17 protein-coding genes are annotated in these 20,811 nt (G+C 48.0%); 12 read left to right on the top strand and 5 right to left on the bottom strand.

Annotated elements, in window-relative coordinates; translation table 11 throughout:
• The first annotated feature begins 112 nt into the window (after window positions 1-112).
• A complete protein-coding gene (locus SPB21_RS18395) occupies window positions 113-1,333 on the top strand; it encodes a PP2C family protein-serine/threonine phosphatase (RefSeq protein ID WP_250565610.1) in 1,221 nt (406 codons plus the stop codon).
• 57 nt (window positions 1,334-1,390) lie between these two features.
• Here SPB21_RS18395 and SPB21_RS18390 read toward each other — a convergent pair whose 3' ends face one another.
• Window positions 1,391-2,311: a vitamin K epoxide reductase family protein gene (locus tag SPB21_RS18390; RefSeq protein ID WP_163696668.1), complete on the bottom strand. Its 921-nt coding sequence runs from the start codon at window positions 2,309-2,311 to the stop codon at window positions 1,391-1,393.
• Between the two features lie 150 nt (window positions 2,312-2,461).
• Complete coding sequence (gene btpA / locus SPB21_RS18385) at window positions 2,462-3,274, bottom strand: photosystem I biogenesis protein BtpA (RefSeq protein ID WP_163661878.1); 813 nt, start codon at window positions 3,272-3,274, stop codon at window positions 2,462-2,464.
• Between the two features lie 304 nt (window positions 3,275-3,578).
• On the opposite strand from btpA, the gene rimO reads away from it, so the two are divergent.
• The 9 genes from rimO to SPB21_RS18340 all read left to right on the top strand — a co-directional run bounded on the left by rimO (window position 3,579) and on the right by SPB21_RS18340 (window position 11,060).
• Window positions 3,579-4,940, top strand: a complete 1,362-nt coding sequence (gene rimO / locus SPB21_RS18380; RefSeq protein WP_163661876.1) for a 30S ribosomal protein S12 methylthiotransferase RimO — start codon at window positions 3,579-3,581, stop codon at window positions 4,938-4,940.
• Window positions 4,941-4,978: 38 nt separating this feature from the next.
• Window positions 4,979-6,373, top strand: a complete 1,395-nt coding sequence (locus SPB21_RS18375; protein ID WP_006515861.1) for a DEAD/DEAH box helicase — start codon at window positions 4,979-4,981, stop codon at window positions 6,371-6,373.
• A gap of 370 nt (window positions 6,374-6,743) precedes the next feature.
• A complete protein-coding gene (locus SPB21_RS18370) occupies window positions 6,744-7,262 on the top strand; it encodes a Tic20 family protein (protein ID WP_163661872.1) in 519 nt (172 codons plus the stop codon).
• 156 nt (window positions 7,263-7,418) lie between these two features.
• Entirely contained in the window at window positions 7,419-7,763 is a 345-nt protein-coding gene (rpsF, locus tag SPB21_RS18365; RefSeq protein WP_163661870.1) for a 30S ribosomal protein S6, read from the top strand.
• Window positions 7,764-8,192: 429 nt separating this feature from the next.
• Window positions 8,193-8,750: an Npun_F5560 family protein gene (locus SPB21_RS18360; protein ID WP_163661868.1), complete on the top strand. Its 558-nt coding sequence runs from the start codon at window positions 8,193-8,195 to the stop codon at window positions 8,748-8,750.
• Between the two features lie 242 nt (window positions 8,751-8,992).
• Window positions 8,993-9,619, top strand: a complete 627-nt coding sequence (locus SPB21_RS18355; RefSeq protein WP_163671556.1) for a DedA family protein — start codon at window positions 8,993-8,995, stop codon at window positions 9,617-9,619.
• 116 nt (window positions 9,620-9,735) lie between these two features.
• On the top strand, window positions 9,736-9,873 hold the full coding sequence (locus SPB21_RS18350) for a hypothetical protein (RefSeq protein ID WP_163661866.1): 138 nt from the start codon (window positions 9,736-9,738) through the stop codon (window positions 9,871-9,873).
• On the top strand, window positions 9,873-10,418 hold the full coding sequence (gene cobU, locus SPB21_RS18345) for a bifunctional adenosylcobinamide kinase/adenosylcobinamide-phosphate guanylyltransferase (RefSeq protein WP_163661864.1): 546 nt from the start codon (window positions 9,873-9,875) through the stop codon (window positions 10,416-10,418). Before SPB21_RS18350 ends, cobU begins: the two co-directional genes overlap by 1 nt.
• Window positions 10,419-10,571: 153 nt before the next feature.
• Entirely contained in the window at window positions 10,572-11,060 is a 489-nt protein-coding gene (locus SPB21_RS18340) for a hypothetical protein (protein WP_499867367.1), read from the top strand.
• Window positions 11,061-11,082: 22 nt separating this feature from the next.
• On the opposite strand, the gene SPB21_RS18335 is transcribed toward SPB21_RS18340, so the two are convergent.
• From SPB21_RS18335 to SPB21_RS18325, 3 genes are all read right to left on the bottom strand, one after another.
• The gene (locus SPB21_RS18335; protein ID WP_163661861.1) at window positions 11,083-12,018 is read right to left on the bottom strand and encodes a ribonuclease Z; all 936 of its coding nucleotides are present in this window, start codon (window positions 12,016-12,018) and stop codon (window positions 11,083-11,085) included.
• Window positions 12,019-12,608: 590 nt separating this feature from the next.
• Entirely contained in the window at window positions 12,609-13,442 is an 834-nt protein-coding gene (locus SPB21_RS18330; RefSeq protein ID WP_499059358.1) for an FHA domain-containing protein, read from the bottom strand.
• Between the two features lie 84 nt (window positions 13,443-13,526).
• Complete coding sequence (locus SPB21_RS18325; protein ID WP_499867365.1) at window positions 13,527-17,426, bottom strand: hypothetical protein; 3,900 nt, start codon at window positions 17,424-17,426, stop codon at window positions 13,527-13,529.
• 464 nt (window positions 17,427-17,890) lie between these two features.
• On the opposite strand from SPB21_RS18325, the gene SPB21_RS18320 reads away from it, so the two are divergent.
• A complete protein-coding gene (locus tag SPB21_RS18320; protein ID WP_163696660.1) occupies window positions 17,891-18,382 on the top strand; it encodes a photosystem I reaction center subunit XI in 492 nt (163 codons plus the stop codon).
• Between the two features lie 234 nt (window positions 18,383-18,616).
• On the top strand, window positions 18,617-20,800 hold the full coding sequence (locus tag SPB21_RS18315; RefSeq protein WP_499867364.1) for an AAA family ATPase: 2,184 nt from the start codon (window positions 18,617-18,619) through the stop codon (window positions 20,798-20,800).
• Window positions 20,801-20,811: the final 11 nt, after the last annotated feature.

The following is a 20,811-nucleotide window of genomic DNA, read 5'->3' as shown; positions in this document are numbered from 1 at the left end:
TTTGGTAGGACTTCAATGCCATGAGTAGTAGAACTAATAGCCCATGGGGGAATGCCAGTATGGGACTAGGGACATGGCACTATGAAATAAACCTCTGCGTCGTATCGGTGTAATGGTTAAGGCTGCTAATTCTATTGCAGATATTTTGGTGATCGATGATGATCCGATCATTCGACGTATCCTTCAGCGGATGCTGCAAAGCCAGGGGTATCGCGTTGCTATTGCAGAAACCGCCGCCGATGGCCTAGAGCAAGCCTTGGTGATCACGCCACCAGTAATTTTATGCGATTGGCGCTTACCTGGATCCATCGACGGTTTGGAAATTTGCCGTCGATTGAAAGAGCATCCAGATTTGTCCATGAGCTCGTTTCTGCTGATTACGGCCCATGCCGAGACGGCCAGTCGAGTCGAGGCTCTAGAAGCAGGGGCAGACGACCTGTTAATGAAGCCCATCGACATGGCTGAGCTTAAGGCCCGAGTTAAGTCTGGTATGCGATTGTGTCAGCTTACTCGCGATTTGAAAGAGCAAAAGCAGTATTTAGAGAATGAGCTGGCGGAAGCTGCTTCCTATGTGCAGTCGCTTTTGCCCAGGGATACGGATCAACCTCCGGTCAAGATTCAAACTCGCTTTTTGCCATCGCAACAGCTTGGGGGCGATTGTTTTGATTTCTATTGGCTAGATCCTGACTATCTGGTGATATATCTACTGGATGTATCGGGCCATGGTTTAGGGGCAGCTTTATTGTCCACCTCTGTGCTGAATGTGTTGAGATCGCAATCTTTGCCAGGCACCAACTTCTATCGACCTGACAAGGTGCTTGAAAGTTTGAACAACATGTTTCAGATGACGGCTCAAAATGAAAAGTATTTTACCATTTGGTACGGCGTCTATAACCGAGTTAATCGCCAGCTGATGTATGCCAGTGCGGGGCATCCTCCAGCTGTGCTTCTGTCTCCGCCCCCCCCTCCTAATACAACTGATGTAACTGCGAATGGTAATGGTGGTGGCGCTCCCATGGCTGAAACAATGCGTCTGCGTACCCCTGGTATGCCCATTGGCATGATGCCCGGTACCACCTACACCTGGAAACGTTGTTCGATTCCAGACAACAGCTATCTCTATATTTTCAGTGATGGCGTCTATGAAGTACCTGAAACATCCCTGGCTGAAACCGGAGAAATTCTGGGTTTAGATAGCTTTATTGATCACATTGTTAAATGCCCGCGACCGGGGCAGCTTGATCAGTTAATTAGCCATGCCACTATGCCCAGTATTGATGTTGGGCAAGATCTCTCAGACGATTTATCGCTACTAGAAATTAATTTTAGTTAGAAACACGTAGGGGCGTTCCATGGAACGCCCCTACGTGTTTCTAACCTTGTGAAGGGTTTAATGCTTGAAGTCTGTCGGACCTTGATAGCCGGATGCTTCAGCTAAGGTTGTCAAGGTTTGAGTACCAGGTAAAAATTGTCCGTTGACCTCCCATGTGGGAAAACCGGTAACTTCAGGTACAGATCGGCACAGGGCTGTCTGGGAGTCAGCACCATCCTCAGCACATTCAATGTAGGGCATATATTTCTTGGCTTCCTGTCCGAAGAGCTGTTTTTGATCAAAACAGTGGGGACACCAGTAGGCACCGTACATTTTTGCCCCTACCTCCTTTAAATGCTTCGCTAGGGCAACTTCAGCAGGCCCAGATGTATTGGTAACGGCAGGGCCGGTGTTGCCAACACTACTAGCGGTTGCCGCTGGTCCATTAATACTGATGGAATACATCCCAATAGTAGCCACCAGGGTGACCATTCCCATTATCACGCCACGAAAAACAAGAGCTCCCTGGTCTTCCCATTGGCGACCTAAGAGCGTTAGCAAAAACATTAAGAATGTAAATGTGGCGGAGGCTATACAGTAGAGACAAGCGGCCTTGAGTTCGGTAGCCAGTAGATACATTAGGTATCCACTGAAGACCATCATGCCTGTAGCTCCGATAAACAAGAGCGGCCAGGTTATATCTTCTAGCTTTTGACGCTGCTTAATCTTCTCTTTGTTCAATAACAGTGGCCCTAGGGACAAAGCCACCATGGATAGATAGGCGAGGCAGCCAAACAACGTTAGCGGAATACCAAAAACGTCTGCGTAGGCACTATTCAGTACTTGGTCACAACCCTTTACAGGGCAGGCAGCATCATTACCCATTAGCTTGATCACCGTTAGGTAACCTGTGCCTAAGGCTCCAACGGTTGCGATCGCACCAATAGCTGGGCGCGACCAACGATAAATCCCACGAGTTTCTTTACGGCGACGTCCCATAGTTTACAGATAACTCTAAGCTCATCAAGATCAACAAAAGCAGGGTACCCCAGTAGACAGGCTGCGCCCCCGACTGCATCTTAGACAAAAAACAGGGCCTTCGGTAGAGATATTCCAGAATCATCCCTGTAGGGGCCTTCCATGGCCCCCCTACGGGGATGACGATATTGCATCCACAAATTGGCTTACACGATTAGGATCGACAGGTTGTTCAATGTGCCCCCATCGTTTTAAAGAACTAGAAACAATTACACCATCTGACGATTTCATCAATTTAGGAATATTGTCCACGGTGGCACCACTGCCGATTAACACAGGGATGTTGCCCGCAGCTGCTTTCGCCGTTGCTAGATCCTGATGGGTGGGCGGGTGGCCCGTGGCACCACCAGAAACAATCACAGCATCTGCCAAGCCCCGATGGATAGTATCAGCGACTGCATTGGCCATGGCTGTGTCCGGACTGATGGTACCTACAGGGGTAGCATGCTTAACTAGTACGTCAGCAAAGACCTTAATATCACGACCTAATTCTCGGCGATAACGCATGAGTCGATGGGCATCTCCCTCGATTACACCCTGATCCGTAGCCATTACTCCAGTTAACACATTAACCCGGATAAACGCAGCGCCGGTACAGGCGGCAATGGCCAGACCGCTCTGGGCATCGTTACGCAATACGTTAATACCTAGGGGAAGCGTTACTAGCTGTTGTATACGGCTGACTACAATGGTCATGGCACTGACCACAGCAGGATCTACCGATCCCTTTGTAAAGGGTGCATCAAAAAAATTTTCTATAATAATGCCGTTAGCACCACCGGAGGCCAGAGCAACGGCTTCTTGGACAGCACGGTCTACTACGGCCTGTAATGAGCCTTGCCAGCGAGCCGATGCGGGTAAAGGCAGTAAATGAACGACCCCGATCACTGGCGTTGATGTCTTAAAAAGTGTTTGTAACTCCACAGATCTCAAAAGTTTTAGTTATTGCATGGATCGAGATTATTTACCAAGGATGATGATTGCAGCCGTTCTCACCCAAACGTATTGGCCATTGCATACAGACATAACACAAGCTGCTTTCCCCGATAAATCAACCCTTTTCAGGTAAGACCCACAGAATTGTATAGTTATGTTATAATTTCCTCAACCGGGCCAAAACAATCGCTACCCGTTCAACAGCTCAGTGATAGGGTAGGGTGCTGAGTCATCCGTGCGATCGCAACGCCTGCTTGGAGACCAGCATTCTGTTTTTTGTATAGAAGAATTTATGGTTCGTAAACCAACCGTTGCTATTACTCACCTAGGCTGTGAGAAAAATCGAGTCGATAGCGAGCACATGTTAGGCCTTCTGGTTAAGGCCGGTTATCAGGTTGACGCCAATGAAGAACTTGCTGACTATGTAATTGTTAATACTTGCAGCTTCATCGAAGCTGCAAGGCAAGAGTCGGTTAGAACGCTAGTAGAGTTAGCTGAAGCTGACAAAAAAATTGTTATTACGGGCTGTTTAGCTCAACATTTTCAGTCAGAGCTGCTAGATGAGATTCCAGAAGCCGTTGCGCTGGTTGGGACTGGGGACTATCACCGCATTGTTAATGTGATTGAGCGGGCTGAAGCTGGTGAGCGAGTTAAGGCTGTTTCTGCTGAGCCTACCTACATTGCAGATGAAACAGTGCCCCGTTATCGCACAACTAGTGAAGGCGTTGCCTACGTTCGTGTGGCAGAAGGTTGTGACTATCGCTGTGCTTTTTGCATTATTCCCCACTTGCGTGGCAACCAACGTTCTCGCCCCATTGAATCAATTGTGGCAGAGGCCCATCAGCTGGCCGCAGAAGGGGTTCAAGAATTAGTGTTGATTTCCCAAATAACCACTAATTATGGTGTTGATCTCTATGGCAAACCCAAATTGGCAGAGCTGTTGCGGGCTTTGGGGGACGTAAATGTGCCGTGGATTCGTATGCATTATGCCTATCCCACGGGTCTTACCCAGGAAGTGCTTAACGCGATTCGAGATACACCCAATGTTTTACCTTACCTAGATTTACCTCTACAGCATTCTCACCCTGAGATTCTGCGAGCTATGAATCGTCCATGGCAAGGGCGTGTGAATGATGAAATCATTCAGCACTTAAAGACTGCTTTGCCTGGTGCGGTGCTGCGCACCACGTTCATCGTTGGTTTTCCCGGTGAAACAGATGCTCACTTTGAACATCTCAAAGCGTTCGTGCAGCGTCATGAGTTTGACCATGTCGGTGTATTTACCTTTTCTGCTGAAGAGGGGACTCCAGCAGCTACATTACCAAATCAAATTGATCCAGCAATTATGCATCAACGGCGGGAAGAGCTAATGCTGGCTCAACAAGAGATTTCTTTTAGGCGCAATCAAGCTCAGATTGGTCAAGTTGTGGATGTTTTAATCGAGCAAGAAAACCCAAGTCAAGGTGAATGCATTGGCCGTTCTGCTCGGTTTGCTCCTGATGTTGATGGCCTTGTGTATGTGCAAGGTTCGCCGCCTTTAGCTCAGATAGTACCTGTGCAAATTCACGGGGCTGATACCTATGACTTGTTCGGTACAGTCCTATCTGACGATGCCTCGGTTGCGGTCCAAGCGCCCGTAAGTGTTTCTCTTTGAAATTCCCGCCTGCACTCAATGACCTCAAAGGAGTCTAAATGACATTGTCTTTTGCTGACCTCGGGTTATCTGAACCCCAAGCGCAACATTTGGATGAACTTGGCTTTAAGGAGCCCACACCCATCCAGGCTCAAGCTATTCCACACATGCTTGCTGGGCATGATGTAGTGGGACTAGCCCAAACAGGCACTGGCAAAACAGCTGCCTTCTCCTTGCCGATCTTGGAACAGGTCAACATTAACAAGCGTTCTGTGCAAGCATTGGTGCTCACTCCAACCCGTGAACTTGCTATGCAGGTTTGCCAGGCAGTGCAAGGTCTCAAATACAACTCTCAGCTACGGGTATTACCCGTCTATGGTGGGCAGTCTATCGAACGCCAGCTTAGTCAGCTTCGCCGTGGTGTTCATATGGTTGTTGGTACACCAGGACGCGTGCTCGATTTGCTCAGCCGTGGGGCTCTAAGTTTTGAGCAACTGAGTTGGCTAGTGTTAGACGAGGCTGATGAAATGCTCAACATGGGCTTTATTCAGGATGTAGAAAACATCCTGAGTCATGCTCCAGCAGAGAGACAGACTGCCTTTTTCTCCGCTACTATGGAACCGGCAATTCGTGAGTTGGCGGCTAAGTTCTTAAAGTCGCCGGTGACGGTGACGGTTAAGTCTCAAAATACTGCACCTAAGCGCATTACTCAGCTAGCCTATGTAGTTCCCCCTGGTTGGAGTAAGCCACGGGCTTTGATGCCAATTTTAGAAATGGAAGATCCAGAGTCAGCGATTATTTTTGTGCGGACACGACGCACAGCAGCTGAACTGACTCGTCAATTACAGTTTGCAGGTCATAGTGTGGATGAATACCATGGTGACCTTAACCAAGCTCAGCGGGAGAGGCTGCTGCTACGCTTTAAGCAGGGCCAGGTACGTTGGGTAGTAGCTACTGACATTGCTGCTCGAGGCATTCATGTAGATAACCTGACCCATGTAATCAACTATGAGCTACCTGATAATCAGGACAGCTATGTTCATCGCATTGGTCGCACTGGGCGTGCCGGGCAAGAAGGGCGAGCTGTCTCCATTGTGCATCCTTTAGAGAAGTATCAGTTGCGGCAAATTGAGCGTCATCTGAAGCAGGAGCTAGCTTTTTGTAAGGTGCCAACTCGGGCAGAAATTGCTGCTCGCTCCCTAGAAAAACTACAGACTCAAGTGAAAGAAGCTGTTACCAGTGAGCGGCTGGCTTCCTTCTTGCCCATTGTCTCTCAACTCACTGAAGATTACGATCCTCACACAGTGGCAGCAGCGGCCTTGCAAATGGCCTATGACCAGACTCGCCCTGTTTGGATGCGGGGTGATAAGGAACAATACCTGGCTGAAGAAGAACCTCGTCGTCATCGTCATCGTCGTCATCGTCGTCGTCGAATTGAGACACCCGCATCGTAAAAAGACTTTACCAGACCAGTAAAAACTGGATAAAGTTATGCCCAATAAATTGATACCTCGCCTAAGATAGGCTTAAAGCCTGTTCTTGGTGGGGTGTCATACTATGTTGGTGATTCTGCTAGACAACCAGGTGATTCCGTCAGCATCTGTATGTGCCAGCTGCTTAATGGCAAATCAGAGCGGTCAACCTCGTTTTAATGATGGGAAGCTAGGCTGTGCCAGACAATTGGAGTCTGCTACACCACTGCCTCAGTATCAATGTCAGATGGGCTTTCGGTTGGCTAACATAGAGTCATTTCAACAGTGTGAGCATTAGCATCAAGCTACGCTATGCTGAGAGCGAGGTTTGCAAAAATCACTTGAGCATTATATGACTTGGCGTAGCACCACTGAAATTTCTGACAAGATATTAGGTTCTTTGCCTTATCTAATCGCTTTATTAGACGCTCTTCGAGTTGGCCCAACTCCTTGGGGGGCCTTTGTTAACTTGATTAGCAATTTCCCAGTGCTGGAGCCTGTTGCTACTATCCTTATTGCTCTTGTCGTACCAGTTGAGTTTCTCTATAGTCTGGTGCCGTTTGGTTTTGGTTCGATTGTTGTCTTCTTTGCACTATTTTTCTTTGTGGTGCGCAATCCCAATATCAGTCACTTCATTCGATTCAACACTTTATTGTCAATTCTGATTGGTTTTATGATTACCATCGGAAGCGTTATCCTGAGCCTGATCAACTTGCCAGGTTTAGGTTTAATTAGTGACACGCTCTATAATGTCTTGCTATTTGGTGGTCTTGCAGCTGTTATCTACTCCATCGCTCAGTGTGTGATGGGACGTTATCCTGAAATTCCTACCATTTCGGAAGCTGTGCATATACAACTTGGCCGCTTTTAAGACTTTGGTTTAGACCGAATGCTGGCAGCTCAAGACTCCTCTGACGGTTTTATCTGGCGATTTTAAATTTTTTAAATGGTGATGCCTTGCTGCTAATATGGAAGACCCTTGCTTGACAAAAAAGCATGTCAAGCCATTTAGTCCATAAGGAGCAGTATGAGCCATTTTTACGAAACCATGTATATTCTTCGGCCTGACATTAGTGATGAGGCCGTGGATAATACCATTGGTAAATACCAGGGCATGATTAAGGATAAGGGTGGTGAGGTATTAGAAACCCAACACCGAGGTAAGCGACGCCTAGCTTATGAAATCAATCGTTACCGTGAAGGGATCTATATTCAAATGAACTACCAAACTCCTGGGGATACTATTGCCCCTATGGAGCGCGATATGCGTTTGAGTGAGGATATCATTCGCTACTTAACGTTGGTGGTTGATGAGCCCCAAGAAGCTGAAGCTGATGAAGTTCCTCCTCAGGCTGCACCTCTAGGTTCCTAAGTCAGTAATTGGTTCGGTGGCCTTATTCTAAAAGCTAATTTCTTTAAGTGGTCGCAGCTATGACAAAAGGCTGCGGCCTCTTAGTTTGCAGGAAATTACAAACCTATAGAATAAAAACCTTGCATTTTGCGAAATTGATGCTAAATTTGTGGGCACTTAGGTGTTGGCTTCAATGCTTTTGAAGTTAGTAAACATTTTTTGTTCTGTTATTTAGGGTGTATTGGTGGGCTTTACTTTAACTAACGTTGAAATGTTTGGCTGCCAGCTTGTGCAATGTTTGCTGTTACACTTACGCTCAAATGATTTCGGTATGACTGCCAGTTTTCTCAAAACTAATCTGTGAGGAAATTTGTCATTGTGCTGGTCAATACTCTGAATCAATTGACGACAGTTTGAAAAGTTATCGTTACTACTGTTAGGAGTGATCTCGTGCCCCAATTGACTAAGTTGAAAGCGTCTGATTCCCAGGTAGAAATTGCTCGCTTGCAAGAAGAATTGCAAATGCGGGATCAGCTAGTCCAACAGCTATCCCAAGAATTGTTTCGCCTGGTAAAGGGGAATCAAGACTTTCTGCCATCGACGGATGTTTCTGAGCGTCATCAGGCTGAGGTCAGGGCTCTACGAGAACAGCTGCAAGGTGTAGAAACTCAGGTAGCGTTTTATCAAGAACAAATCGAGAGTCGAGATGAAGAGAATCATCAAATGCGGCAGACTGTTCAAGAGCTCACTGACCGTACTCGTATGCTTGAGCAGGTCGTTCAGGAATTACCGAAAATCTATAAGCAAAAGTTTGCTGAGCGTATGCTGGAGGTAAAAAATCGAGTTGCTCGTATTCAGCAAGAAAACCGTCAACTGAATGCTGAGTTGCAAAATGTTAGCTATCGGTTGGCTGTGAGAACTCGCCGTACTCAGCACTGTCTGGATTTACCTACATTCCCTCAGTCGATGTTAGGGGCTACACCTATGGCCAGTTTTTCCGAGGCTTAAGGGTTTCCGTAATCAATACTTTAACTTAGTCATTAGCCTTCCCGACTGGGAGGGTTTTTTATTTTTAGCCAGTGTTATGGGTATTACTTAGGATCTTTTTGGGTATTCATTTGTATAGAAATAGTTTCGCTAGAGGCTGTCTAGATGAAATTCAGTGGTTTGCATCACGTCAGCCCTCACACTTGTAAGAAAAATGAATAAAATAAACGAAAGATAAACTTGTATCTATGCACACTGTCCCATTGACGTTTGACTTCTTTTCCCTTGAAACGATCCAAACATTGGCTCAGGACTATGGCTATTGGGCCATTTTTTTTGGCATTATGCTCGAAAATATGGGACTACCTTTGCCGGGGGAAACAGTCACATTGGTAGGTGGATTTTTAGCGGGGAGTGAAGAGTTAGTCTATCGTTGGGTTTTATCGAGCGCGATCGCAGGTGCCGTTATTGGTGACAGCATGGGGTATTGGATTGGGTTTTACGGTGGTTGGCCATTGCTTTTAAAGTTGGGCACTTTCTTTCGTATTGATGAAGCTGCCCTCGCTAAAATTCGTGAGCAGTTTAGTCAAAATGCTGACAAAGCTGTGATTTTTGGCCGATTTGTAGCGTTGTTGCGTATTTTCGCAGGGCCTTTAGCAGGTATCGCTCGGATGCCTTACTGGAAATTTTTGTTGTGTAATTTGTTGGGAGCTAGCCTGTGGGGAACAGCGATGGTGAGCTTGGCCTTTTTTGTAGGCCGTTTGATTCCATTGGCTACCTTGGTGGGTTGGGTCACTCAATTTACAGTGGCAGCCCTGGTTCTGGTGACTATTTGGATTACGGTTTTATGGTGGTTAGAACGCCGTCAACATACGCCAGCCCCTGACTGATCCGCTAACTTACCTAGCTACCTATAGTTTCTAGACTTCCGTTTTAGGTGCATGCGCTGATGTTGCTTGAGTGTACCAGTGAAATAATTGGCACAGGCAACAGATGAGGTTTAGCCATGAGCGGCGTCGAAGTTATTATTTTTGGGGCAGGGCCAGCGGTTGGGTTACTCATTTCTTTTCTCGCTTGGCTGTTTGAAGGCTATGACACAGCTAATAGCGAGAATCCTCAAACTTATAACCATGACTGGATTTAATGCCTCAATTGATTTTGGTGACGGGGCCTGCCCGCTCTGGTAAAAGTGAATGGGCTGAGCATTGGGCTGAACAAACCCATAAGCACGTTATCTATGTGGCTACATCGACCGTGTCAGTCGATGATGTTGAGTGGCAACAGCGTATTGAGCAACACCGAGTTCGTCGTCCTGAGAGCTGGCAGACGTTAGAAACTCCGAAAAATTTGGCGAATGCTATCCAAACTGCTGAGGCTAATAGTTGTTTGTTAGTTGACTCTCTAGGGACTTGGTTAGCTAATTGTCTGGATGAAGATGATAGCTGCTGGCAAATGTCTGTCAATGAATTGTTAACAGCTTTGGACCTGGCTGTTTGTGATGTGATTTTAGTCGCGGAAGAAACAGGTTGGGGGATTGTGCCTGCCTATCCCTTGGGCCGTATATTTCGTGATCGTTTGGGATATTTGGTGCGTCGGATTGGTGCGATCGCAACCGAGTTTTATCTAGTGACAGGGGGGTATGCCCTTGATCTCAAACGTATAGGCACACCGCTACCACATAAACACTGAGGTAAAAACCTTGGGAGAACCCAATTATGTGGACACATCACAGACCTTGAAAATAGATTAATGTCTCAAGACTTATAAAAATCAGGCGTTAGGATGAAGCTGTGACAGTCACCGTGCTGTAGCAAAAGGTTATTTCACAGTGCGAGGTGGTCTATGGCGTCTCCTAACGAAGTAAAAATCTATCTTGCCTATTGGTTTCAGCTTGGCAAGCCTGTTCATATCAACAACCGGCAGATTACTCATCGTCCTAGTCCTGTATTAGAAGGCAATCAGTTTAGCCGTGCTTTTCAAGATTGTTGGCAAGCGATTATGTCTGTGGGTGGACGGGATTGTTATCTAGATGGCTCCCAAGAAACCATTGAGCAGTTGTTGTCACCCGCATGGGAAATCACTGACTGTGCCCGCTGTAGTATCCCGACAGCTATGCAGACTGTGATGCCTGTTGCTCAACTCTGCCCCTGCGGTGATATTGATACTTGGCCCAATGATGAGTTACCGGCTCCCCATATGCCGATCAACAATAATGAGCATTTTGGCAGGCTCAAAACACGGTTAGACGAATACCCCCGTGGTGAGCATCAGCTAAAACGTAATGTGAATGCTCAAAAAGCTGCCATCAACAACCAGCACAGCGCAAATTAGTTTTCTAAAGTTGTCTGTCTGATTAAGCTGTTGCCCGCTCCACATCATGGACATAGAAGTCGTGGGCCATAAGCGTATTCGGAAAAATTGCCTTGGCTTCTAAGAGTAAATCTTTGAGCTGAATTGTGTTGCCTGGGGCGTAGCGGGGACTAAAGTGGGTGAGAATCAACTGCTGTACTTGGGCAGCTAGGGCTACTTGGGCTGCCATAGTGGATGTGGAATGAAGACGCTGGTAGGCGAGTTCAGCATCTTGATGGGCAAAAGTGGATTCGTGGATGAGTACATTGGCGTGCTCTGATAATTCGATGGCGCGATCGCAAAAAATTGTATCGGTACAGTACACCATCTTTCTACCCTGAATGGTCTCACCGCATAGGTCAGAGCCGTTAATCATTCGACCGTCTGCCAAGGTAACCGCCTCACCGCGTTTGAGACGGCCATAAATGGGGCCAGGGGGGATGCCTAAGGCAGCTGCGCGCTTCACATCAAAATGACCGGTTCGATCTTTTTCTACGATCCGATAGCCAAAAGCAGGTACTCGATGCTCTAAACGTTGGCAGTAAACCGCAAATTCCCCATCATCCAATACCTTACCCGGTTCCACCGTATGCACTTTGATGGGATAAGAAAAATGAGTTTGCGAGTAGCGGCGACAGGCTTGCAAATACTCGTTTAACTTAGGCGGGCCATAGATATCAATGCGCGATACATTACCGGCTAAACCACAGCTAGCCAGCAGTCCCATCAGACCAAAAATGTGGTCCCCATGCATATGGGTGACGAAAATGCGCCGAATTTGGCTGGACTTTAGATCACTCTTAAGAAACTGGTGTTGGGTTCCTTCTCCACAATCAAGCAGCCATACTTCAGCGCGCTGAGGTAGGCGTAGCGCAACGCTTGACACATTGCGTGCCCTAGTGGGGACACCAGAACTAGTACCAAGAAACGTAATTTGCAAAGGAATATATGAAGGAGTGGGACAAGAAGATATGAGCTAGCAAACTTTCCTCATTATCCTTGACAAGGGTTGGGTTTGCGGAAGTCCTTACCGTGGAAGTGGCTACTGTGTTGAGACACATGGGATTGCTAGCTTTAATTACCCAGGTAATTTCCTATCTTTATCCATGGGTTTGATAAATAGTTCAGCCATTGAGTTTAGGATTTGTCAGCTGACTGAGATGCCATAAGCAGAGTTTTTAGGGCTCATATGTCAGGATTTCATGACTTTTTTGGTTCTTGCACTAACTTGATTTGATGGATGGACTCATTTGCTGTCAATCTTTGGGTAGTTTTACCGAGTAACGCCTACACAAACTTATTGCAATTTAGTAAAGATTCATCACAGAAAAAATTGTACTGATTGTTACAATGTCGTACGGAGATTGATTAGTTAGTGCACAACGCATTTTCAGCCACCTCCAAATGAGAGATAAACGCAAAGTCAAAAGACTTTTTGAATCGGTTCTGCTCTAGAGCCGATTTTTCTTTTGACGAATTATTATGAACTATTCTTAGTTTGACTTTCGATAAAAAACTCCTGTTGAACCGTCAACTCTCAGGTTGGGGGCTTTGAACTAAGGCCTGCTGTAGATATTTGATGAAGTAGTCGGTAGCGTGGTTAATCAAAGCAGGACGAATACGCTGCCGATAAGTGCGATGGAAGATGCTGCCTTTAATGACATCGCGTTTGATCAGTAGATAGGCGCGAATCCGTTCGTAAATACGTGTGCGTATTTGTTCGCCGTTGACAATAACCCCATTGGCCGAAATTTTGGCTCCAAACATGTCCACTAGGTAACGTTTGACTGTGCCAGAGTAGTTGAGCCAATTGGCCTCTAAGATGGCAGCTTTAACCGAGAGGCTAGGGTTTTCATACAGCAGTCGCCCAACAGCGAAGGCAACTAAGTCAGATGCATAGTCCTGTTCAGAAGCAAATTTCCCCAACAGTTCACTTAAGGTTTCTGGTTGATAGGTGGTGAGGCCATATTTATCGAGGTAGACCTCGATGGGTTGTGCCGTATCCCCAATGGCTGCCGTGTATTCGCGGCTGTCGTAACCATGGCCGGTCATTACTTTCGACGTGATCCAAAGAAATCCGTCGCTGAGGGTAGATGTGAGATTTCCTCCCCAGGTCTGATCTGATAAGGCTGCCATAAAATGGGCAAAATCAATGCTTTGACCCATGATCTCAACGGATTGGTCATCCAGCTCGCCTTTAACAAAGTCTGGGTTGCTACCTGCGACCATCTCCCAAAATGTATTGGCATAGGATGCTCGGGTATAGGCCCGTAAAGACCGCACTATTTGCAGTGAAGTCGCCTTGGGCCGCTGCTGTTGGTATTCATCGATAAACTGCAGCATTTTCTCCAAATTTGCGGCCATTGGTTTACTCTGCGAAGTTCATTATGAATGCTAGGGTAGCGTTAAATGATGGAGGCGTTGCTATGTGGGTGGCCTATGCTTTGCTTATTCCCAGGTTTGCAACATATAAGCCCACTTATTGAGCAGTTCACTAATTTGCGCTCGACGGGCTTCAAACGTAGCGGCTACCCAGATTAGGGCGATGCCAAGTAGGATGCCGATGGCCCAAAGCATACGACCGTCTGTGCTAATAAACAGTGCGATCGCACGCAATATTTGCAGGCTAAAGGTGAGGGTGCCCACATATAGATAGGCGCGTACTCGAGTGAATAAGCCCAGGCCGATAAAGCCAAAACTAATCAATAGACTCAGGCTAATAAAGAGAGCTGACGTGGTTTCAGCTTGAAAAATTGCGGTTAGCCCTATTAATAATGTGGCCAAACTCCGTAGGCGATGGCGTTCTTCACGAGCGGAAACCAGTTGCCAACGGGGGTCGACTTCTAGAATGTACAGCACCGATATTCCAATCATGGTGCCTAGCCAAAGTGGTGTGAGCCATGCTTGGTCGAAAAGATAGCGGAGTAAGGCCCAGTTCAGTAGCCCCAGACTTAAATAGCTGAGGCGTACAGCCCGCAGTTGTTTAGCCATCGCTGCATAAAAGGCTCCTATCAGCAGCAGGCTTTGGGTTGTGATGGTCGTTATGCTTAAGAGCGTAGCTAAAACCGGCCAAACAATGGCTATCCGCTGCCATGGGCGCATCGGCCACCCCCAGCGCTGCCAGGGGAGGCGATGGGCTATCAAGCTGAAAAGACAGGCGAATAAAGCACCCCAGCCGCGCAATAAAGTCAGGTGTGATAGGAGATGGTCTACGCCATAGGAGACAGCGATAGTGGCAATCACCAGACCGCTCCAGGTCCATTGTCTGTAGCTGTGATGATTGCCATTGAGCTGAACAATGTGCCCACTTTTGGCATTAGTGGCATAGGCCGGAAACCAACGAGAATTACCTCTTAACAACGCGTAGAGAGTCAGAAAGCAGGAGGTACTCAACCAAAGCCAGACGCCTAACTGACTGTGCCCGCTGATCATGGCCAGAGCTGCTAGCATGACGGACAACAGCCAATGGAGTAAGGAGCCTGTTGCAATTTCAGATGTTGTTAACTTGCTGTAGCGCTGAATCCAGCGATCGCCTAGGAGGTATAGGGGTGCGATCGCACTACCCACTAAAGCCAACAGCGTCAACCCATCTCCTGGTTCTCCACCACTGGCCTGTAGCATTTGATAGACAACTAGCTCATAGGTGCCTAAAGAAAGCAGCCCAAGACCGCCATAACCTAAAGGTCGTAGATCTGTCTGCCGTCTGCCAATGGCGAGAACCACAATGCCAACAACGAATGAATAGACGCCTGTTATTGCTGTGAAGTTCAGATGGCTAAGGACTAGCCCTAAAGCACCGTAAGCCAGTGGAATGTAGTGCCAGCTCGATGGGTAATTGCGCTGATGTTTCGCGACATAGATACTCCCCAGCATCTGGGTGCCTAGCCCTAATGCCACCATGGCTGTAGCCAGCATCTGGGGCTTCATCTCCTGATGCCATAGGGTTAGACCCATGGCTACGAGGAGACCCACTCCATGGGAGACTTCCCAGTAGTCTAGATTGCTCAGCCGCCGCTCAGTGAAAAACCTGGCCAATATGAGGGCCATGGCTGCTGCACCATATTGCAGCAATGTGGCGACATCCGGTGATATTGCTTGGGCCTCAGCAAATGGATAATTTAGGCTGTAGCTCAGCACCATGATCAGTGTGAGGTCAAAACTTAAGGCAACTGCTAATGCTCGACTCCAGCCATAACTGGCGTTGCCATAGGCCCGTAGCAAAGGTTGGGCCTGGTGCTTGAGCTGTCGAGCCAAAATGCTAAGGCCTCCAGAAAACAGAGCGATCACTAAAAATAGCGAGGCAACATTCTCGGGCCATACTTTTGGCATCAGCCACAACCAGATGGCAGCTGCGTGCCCGCCCCCCAGGGCAAAGCCGATGGTTATGACTGGTAGAAATGTCTGCGTAGGCCAGCGCTGACTATGGAGATACAGCAGTCCAGCCCCGGTGAACAAGGCAACCGTTGCCATGGGCCAGGAGCTAATGAGTAATATCTGGCTGCCTAAAGCAAGGACCGTCAGCGCTGTGGTGACCAGCTGTGGTTGGGCTACGAGCTGGCGTCGGTATGCCAACCACGTTAATAGCCCCGGCACAACTAACCAGCTCAAGTTAATCCAGCTGCCCCAGTTATCTAGCAAAAGACTATAGGCAATGATGCTTAGACCTATGCCCAAATACCACGATGACTGTCGCCATTGGGGATAACGGTGGCTAGCAACACTGGCGATCCATTCCACCGTCATCAGGCTTAAGAAAACTAAAGCGCCCTGCCACCGGTTCCAATAGCCAAACCAACCGCTAATCACATAGAGACCACTGATCACGGTTGCCAGTGCTGAAATGTGTGTGCAATAAATCAACCAATTGGTTGCAGGGCGTCGCAGGCGAGTAATGGCACCTAACGTGAGTGTTTGCCCGAGCAAACTCATCATCAACAAAAATGATTGGGCTTGGGGGACTATTAACAGGACTAATAGTGGGCTGAGTCCCATGGCTAGGTTTTCAGTCAGTTGAGCCCAAGCAGTGTGTTCTTTTTGCCGAAATCTCTTGGCTCCCACCACCATCAGGCCAACATAGCCATAAAGCCATAGGCCTGAAAACTCGATCGTGCTGACGGGGTCCTGGCTAAGGCTGCCAACTGCCAAAAGTATTGTCTGCCGCAGGGGACCAGGCAAGGTTAACCAAACCAAACCACAGGCTTGTAATCCCACTAACCAAAGTCTCGATAGGGTACGTAGCTGGTCTCGTTCTTGGGTGTGTTGTCCCAGCTGTTCTAGTAATAGCCAGATGGCGAGTCCACTGATACCCAGGGCCTGTAGTGGATATGGGATGACAGAAACAAGCCAGCCCAGTAGCATTAACCCGGCTCCTAACTGGGGCCACAGGGGATATCGTTGATAAAGCCTGCGCAGTACCCAGCCGCAGAGGCCCATGGCCAGGCCCAACTGGGCTATGGGTATTTGGGCAATCCATACGCTGCGTACTAGAAGAATGAGGAGTGCGATCGCAACTAAAATTCCTTGAGGTTGAGATTCTGCCTCACGATCTTCACCCGTCTCCTCAGCCGTTATCTTTGGCATGTCCCGGACCAGGCTGATTGCACTGCTCAAGGTGCCCACATAGGTGGCGATCAGAGGCCAGGTCGCGAATCCCCATCCCCAATGCAACCAACTTAGGCCCAATACGGTTAACCCGATCATTCTTTGTGGGGCTAACACCAGGGTTAATATACTCAAGCCAATACTCGCTACAATGGCCAGCCCTGCTGTCGTATTGATTAACCCTGAGGTGTCTATCATCCACATATTTAGGGGAATCAAGAGCAGCGTTGTCGCCTTTAGCATTTGGGCCGTCGTCTTTAGTTTGGCCTGACCTGCTGCCCAGTGACTTGCCCCCCCAAAGGCCAGGGTATACACCAACAAAATGCTGTATTGGCCAACGATGGAAAAGGATTGCCATTGGCTGGCTACCAACACCCCAGACGACACCACCACCAAAAATACGCCCAAAAACAGCAGCCATAGCACGCTGACCTCTGCCAAAAATGACTGCACTAGATGGGACTTGAAGCGTGAAAAGAATGGCTGACCTGTAGCCGTCGGGACCTCAGTCAGAGTTTCAGGAGGGGCTGTCTCTGATCTCCTTACCTCAGTATTGACCTCGACAGATTTCTGCTGCACTGCCGTAGGTGCTTTATGGGCAATGGGTAAAGGACTGCATAACTTGCGGCCAAGACTGATGACCTGTGCTTCCGATAACAATCCCAGCTCTATCCAGCGATCTAATTCCTGCAAAAGATGGACATTAGCCGCTTCATTTTCTAAATCAATCGGAATTTTCAGCCACATACCACGCTCCACAGGTTAGATGCTAATAGCGCTACACATATTGATTGTGGCTAGTTCATTTATCAACGCCCATGAGTGTTACGAAGTGTAGGTGGTGTGTGACCAAACCTATGTACTTAGACGCATTGCATCGAAGTGAGCCGAAGTTGACTAAAGACGGGTTCTTCAGACCCATTAGCTATGGCGTGTTACCCCCTGCCGAAGCTGTCGATTGTTAAGTAAGTTAACGTTCTGCTTGTTTGTACTTAACAAAACTGTTGCATTCACCATGTTTGGTTAGCTTCTATGAGAGTATTGGGCTCAGATGCAGCTAGTTCCTGTTAAAGGGGCTAGTGGGTCATGTCGTTGCGGCTACCTCTCTAAAAATGGTGGCTGCGAAGGATTGTTATCCTTGGCGATTTGGCTGGCGTTATAAATTCGAATTTCCCGTCTTACGACTGTCCATTACATAGGAAGACGTTCTTATGGCAACTAGTTTTGCAAGCGCAACTGGAGCTCCCGAAGTGGGTGACGTTGCGACTCCGATTAACTCCTCTGCGGTTGCACGTACTTACATTAATAATTTGCCTGCCTACCGCGCAGGTTTGTCTCCGTTTAGCCGCGGCTTAGAAGTGGGCGTTGCTCACGGCTACTGGTTCTACGGTCCCTTTGCCGTTCTTGGCCCACTACGTGCCAGTGACTACAGCACTGTGGCTGGTGTGATTGCAGCAATTAGCTTCGTCTTTATTTTGACTGTAGCTATTTCTATTTACAGCGCTACTAGCCCCGATGGTCCCGAGGGTACATTGACTACTCCTAATCCTCCTGAAGCGTTTTCTAATCGCGAAGGCTGGAGCAACTTTGCTAGCGGCTTCTTAGTAGGCGGTTGCAGCGGTGCATTCTTCGCTTATCTACTTTGCCAAACTCCTCACCTGCTACCTTTGCAGGAAATTGCTGGTGGTATCTGGTCCTCATAACTTTAGTGTTGAGTTGAGTAAGATATCAGATTCTGAAGCTTGCTGAACTAGATTAGATAACGTTGAAAGCGCTTCCATGTTATGGGGGCGCTTTTGCTTTCTAGAGCAACGGCTTTCTTGGAGCCAAATTATTTGAATCTCAATGTTTAAAGCATAAACAGTCAATTTAAAATACTCAGCTAGCTGAGAAGAGCAAAGCTCTACAAGACTCAACACTCAAAATTCTCCATTTCCATGGATCTCTTTGAGCAACATCGCCAGACACTAATCGAAGCGGAAGCACCATTGGCTGCCCGGATGCGTCCTCGTAATTTGGATGAATACGTGGGGCAGGGTGCCATTGTGGGGCCAGGTCGTCTGCTGCGTCGGGCTATCCAGGCGGATCAGCTATCGTCGTTATTGTTTTACGGGCCACCGGGGACAGGCAAGACGACCCTGGCTCAGGTGATTGCCAACACCACCAAAGCCCACTTTATTGCCATTAATGCCGTGTTGACTGGGGTGAAAGATATTCGGAGTGCGATCGCAACTGCCCAAGACCTTCGCGGCCAGCACGGTCAGCGCACCATCCTCTTTGTCGACGAAGTTCACCGATTCAACAAATCCCAACAAGATGCCCTCTTACCCTGGGTAGAAAACGGCACCGTTATTCTAATTGGGGCGACTACTGAGAACCCCTACTTTGAGGTGAATAAAGCCTTAGTCAGTCGGTCGCGGGTGTTTCAGCTAAAGTCTCTGGAACCCGATGATTTACGGCAGATTGTTTACCAAACGCTGACTGATAAAGAACGGGGCTATGGCGATCGCACCATCCAAATCGACGAAGATGCCTTAGATCACCTGGTTAATGTCGCCAATGGCGATGCCCGTGCCCTGCTCAATGCCCTAGAACTAGCGGTCGAAACTACGCCTGAGGTAAGCATCTCTTTAGCTGTTGCCGAAGAATCAATTCAGCGACGAGCCGTCCTCTATGACAAAGAGGGGGATGCGCACTTCGATACCATTAGTGCCTTTATCAAAAGCATGCGCGGCTCTGACCCCGATGCCACCCTCTATTGGTTGGCCCGCATGGTTTATGCCGGTGAAGATCCCCGCTACATTTTTCGTCGTATGGTGATTTTTGCTGGAGAAGATATAGGTCTGGCAGATCCTAATGCAATGGTGGTGGCCAATAGCTGTGCCCAGGCGTTTGACCGAGTGGGTATGCCAGAAGGGCGCTATCCGCTGGCTCAAGCGGCGCTTTATCTAGCTACCTGTCCCAAGTCCAACAGTGTCATGGGCTTTTTTGATGCCTTAGCCACGGTGGAAAAGGAACGGGAAGCCGATGTGCCCAATCCCTTGCGAGATGCAAATCGGGATAAGAAAGAATTTGGCCATGGTCAGGGATATCTGTATCCCCATGCGTATCGCGATCATTGGGTGGAGCAGCAATATTTACCCACAGGTCTCCAGGGCAAAGTGTTTTTCCAACCGTCGAATCAGGGCTATGAAGATACTATTCGTCTAGAGGTTGCCCGTAAACGAGAGGCTCAGCTAGCAGCGGTGATGGAGGCGGATTTGCCCGAAGTGCTGACATTTGGGCCGACGGATCAGGGGCAAGAGCAATGGTTGCAAAGGACTTTGGGCAATGCAGGGGAGCAGTTGAGGGCGGTGTGCGATCGCATCTACTCCACACTAAAGCCTCAACGCCACCACGTTTTGCTGGACCTCAATGCCGGCCTTTTAACCTGGGAGGCTCTACGCCAGGTGCCCGAAGGTGGAGTGTATGCCTGTACCTCTACTGAAACCTATGCTGCTCTGAGCGAACAAGCTGAGGCACTGACAGCGTTAGCTCGACCTACATTTCTATCGACACCGCTGCATACCTTAGCTAAAACCCTAGCGACTCAAGCATCAGGTATTTTGTTTGATGGCATTGTGGGGCGTAATGCCTTGAAATCCTTGCCCAACCAACAGCAAGTGCTCAATCAATTGGCTGATTACCTTGCTCCTAACGGGTATATGGTGCTGGCTGAAACGATTCCCTTCCGCACGTTACGGCTGTATTCCCTACTGACTCATCAGAGCATATCGCCTAAATTATTCCAAAGGCTACAACAGGCTGAAGACGATCTCTACACTAGTGATTGTCAGAAATATTGGGATATAGATGCGGTGACTACATGGTTTGAGAACACGCCGCTGATGCCGACTGTTGAGCTAATAGAACTCCAAACTGAGTTACCCATTACCTCTCAAATAAAAGCTCGATGGTTTAATACTGAGTCCCATTATATGACCCATTTAGCTAAGGCTTTGAGCGAACAGAACTTGGAGATCGTGAGACAGGCATTTACAAGACAGCTGCAATCTCAGTCTTCGATTTCTTGGCAGATCAATATTGCCCTAATCAAAGCTACAAAAAAGAGTCAACTATAGTGATGTTTGCT

This window comes from Leptothoe sp. ISB3NOV94-8A (assembly GCF_043421595.1).
Lineage (GTDB): Bacteria > Cyanobacteriota > Cyanobacteriia > Phormidesmidales > Phormidesmidaceae > Leptothoe > Leptothoe turfae.
This window is presented reverse-complemented; position numbering and strand designations above follow the sequence as displayed.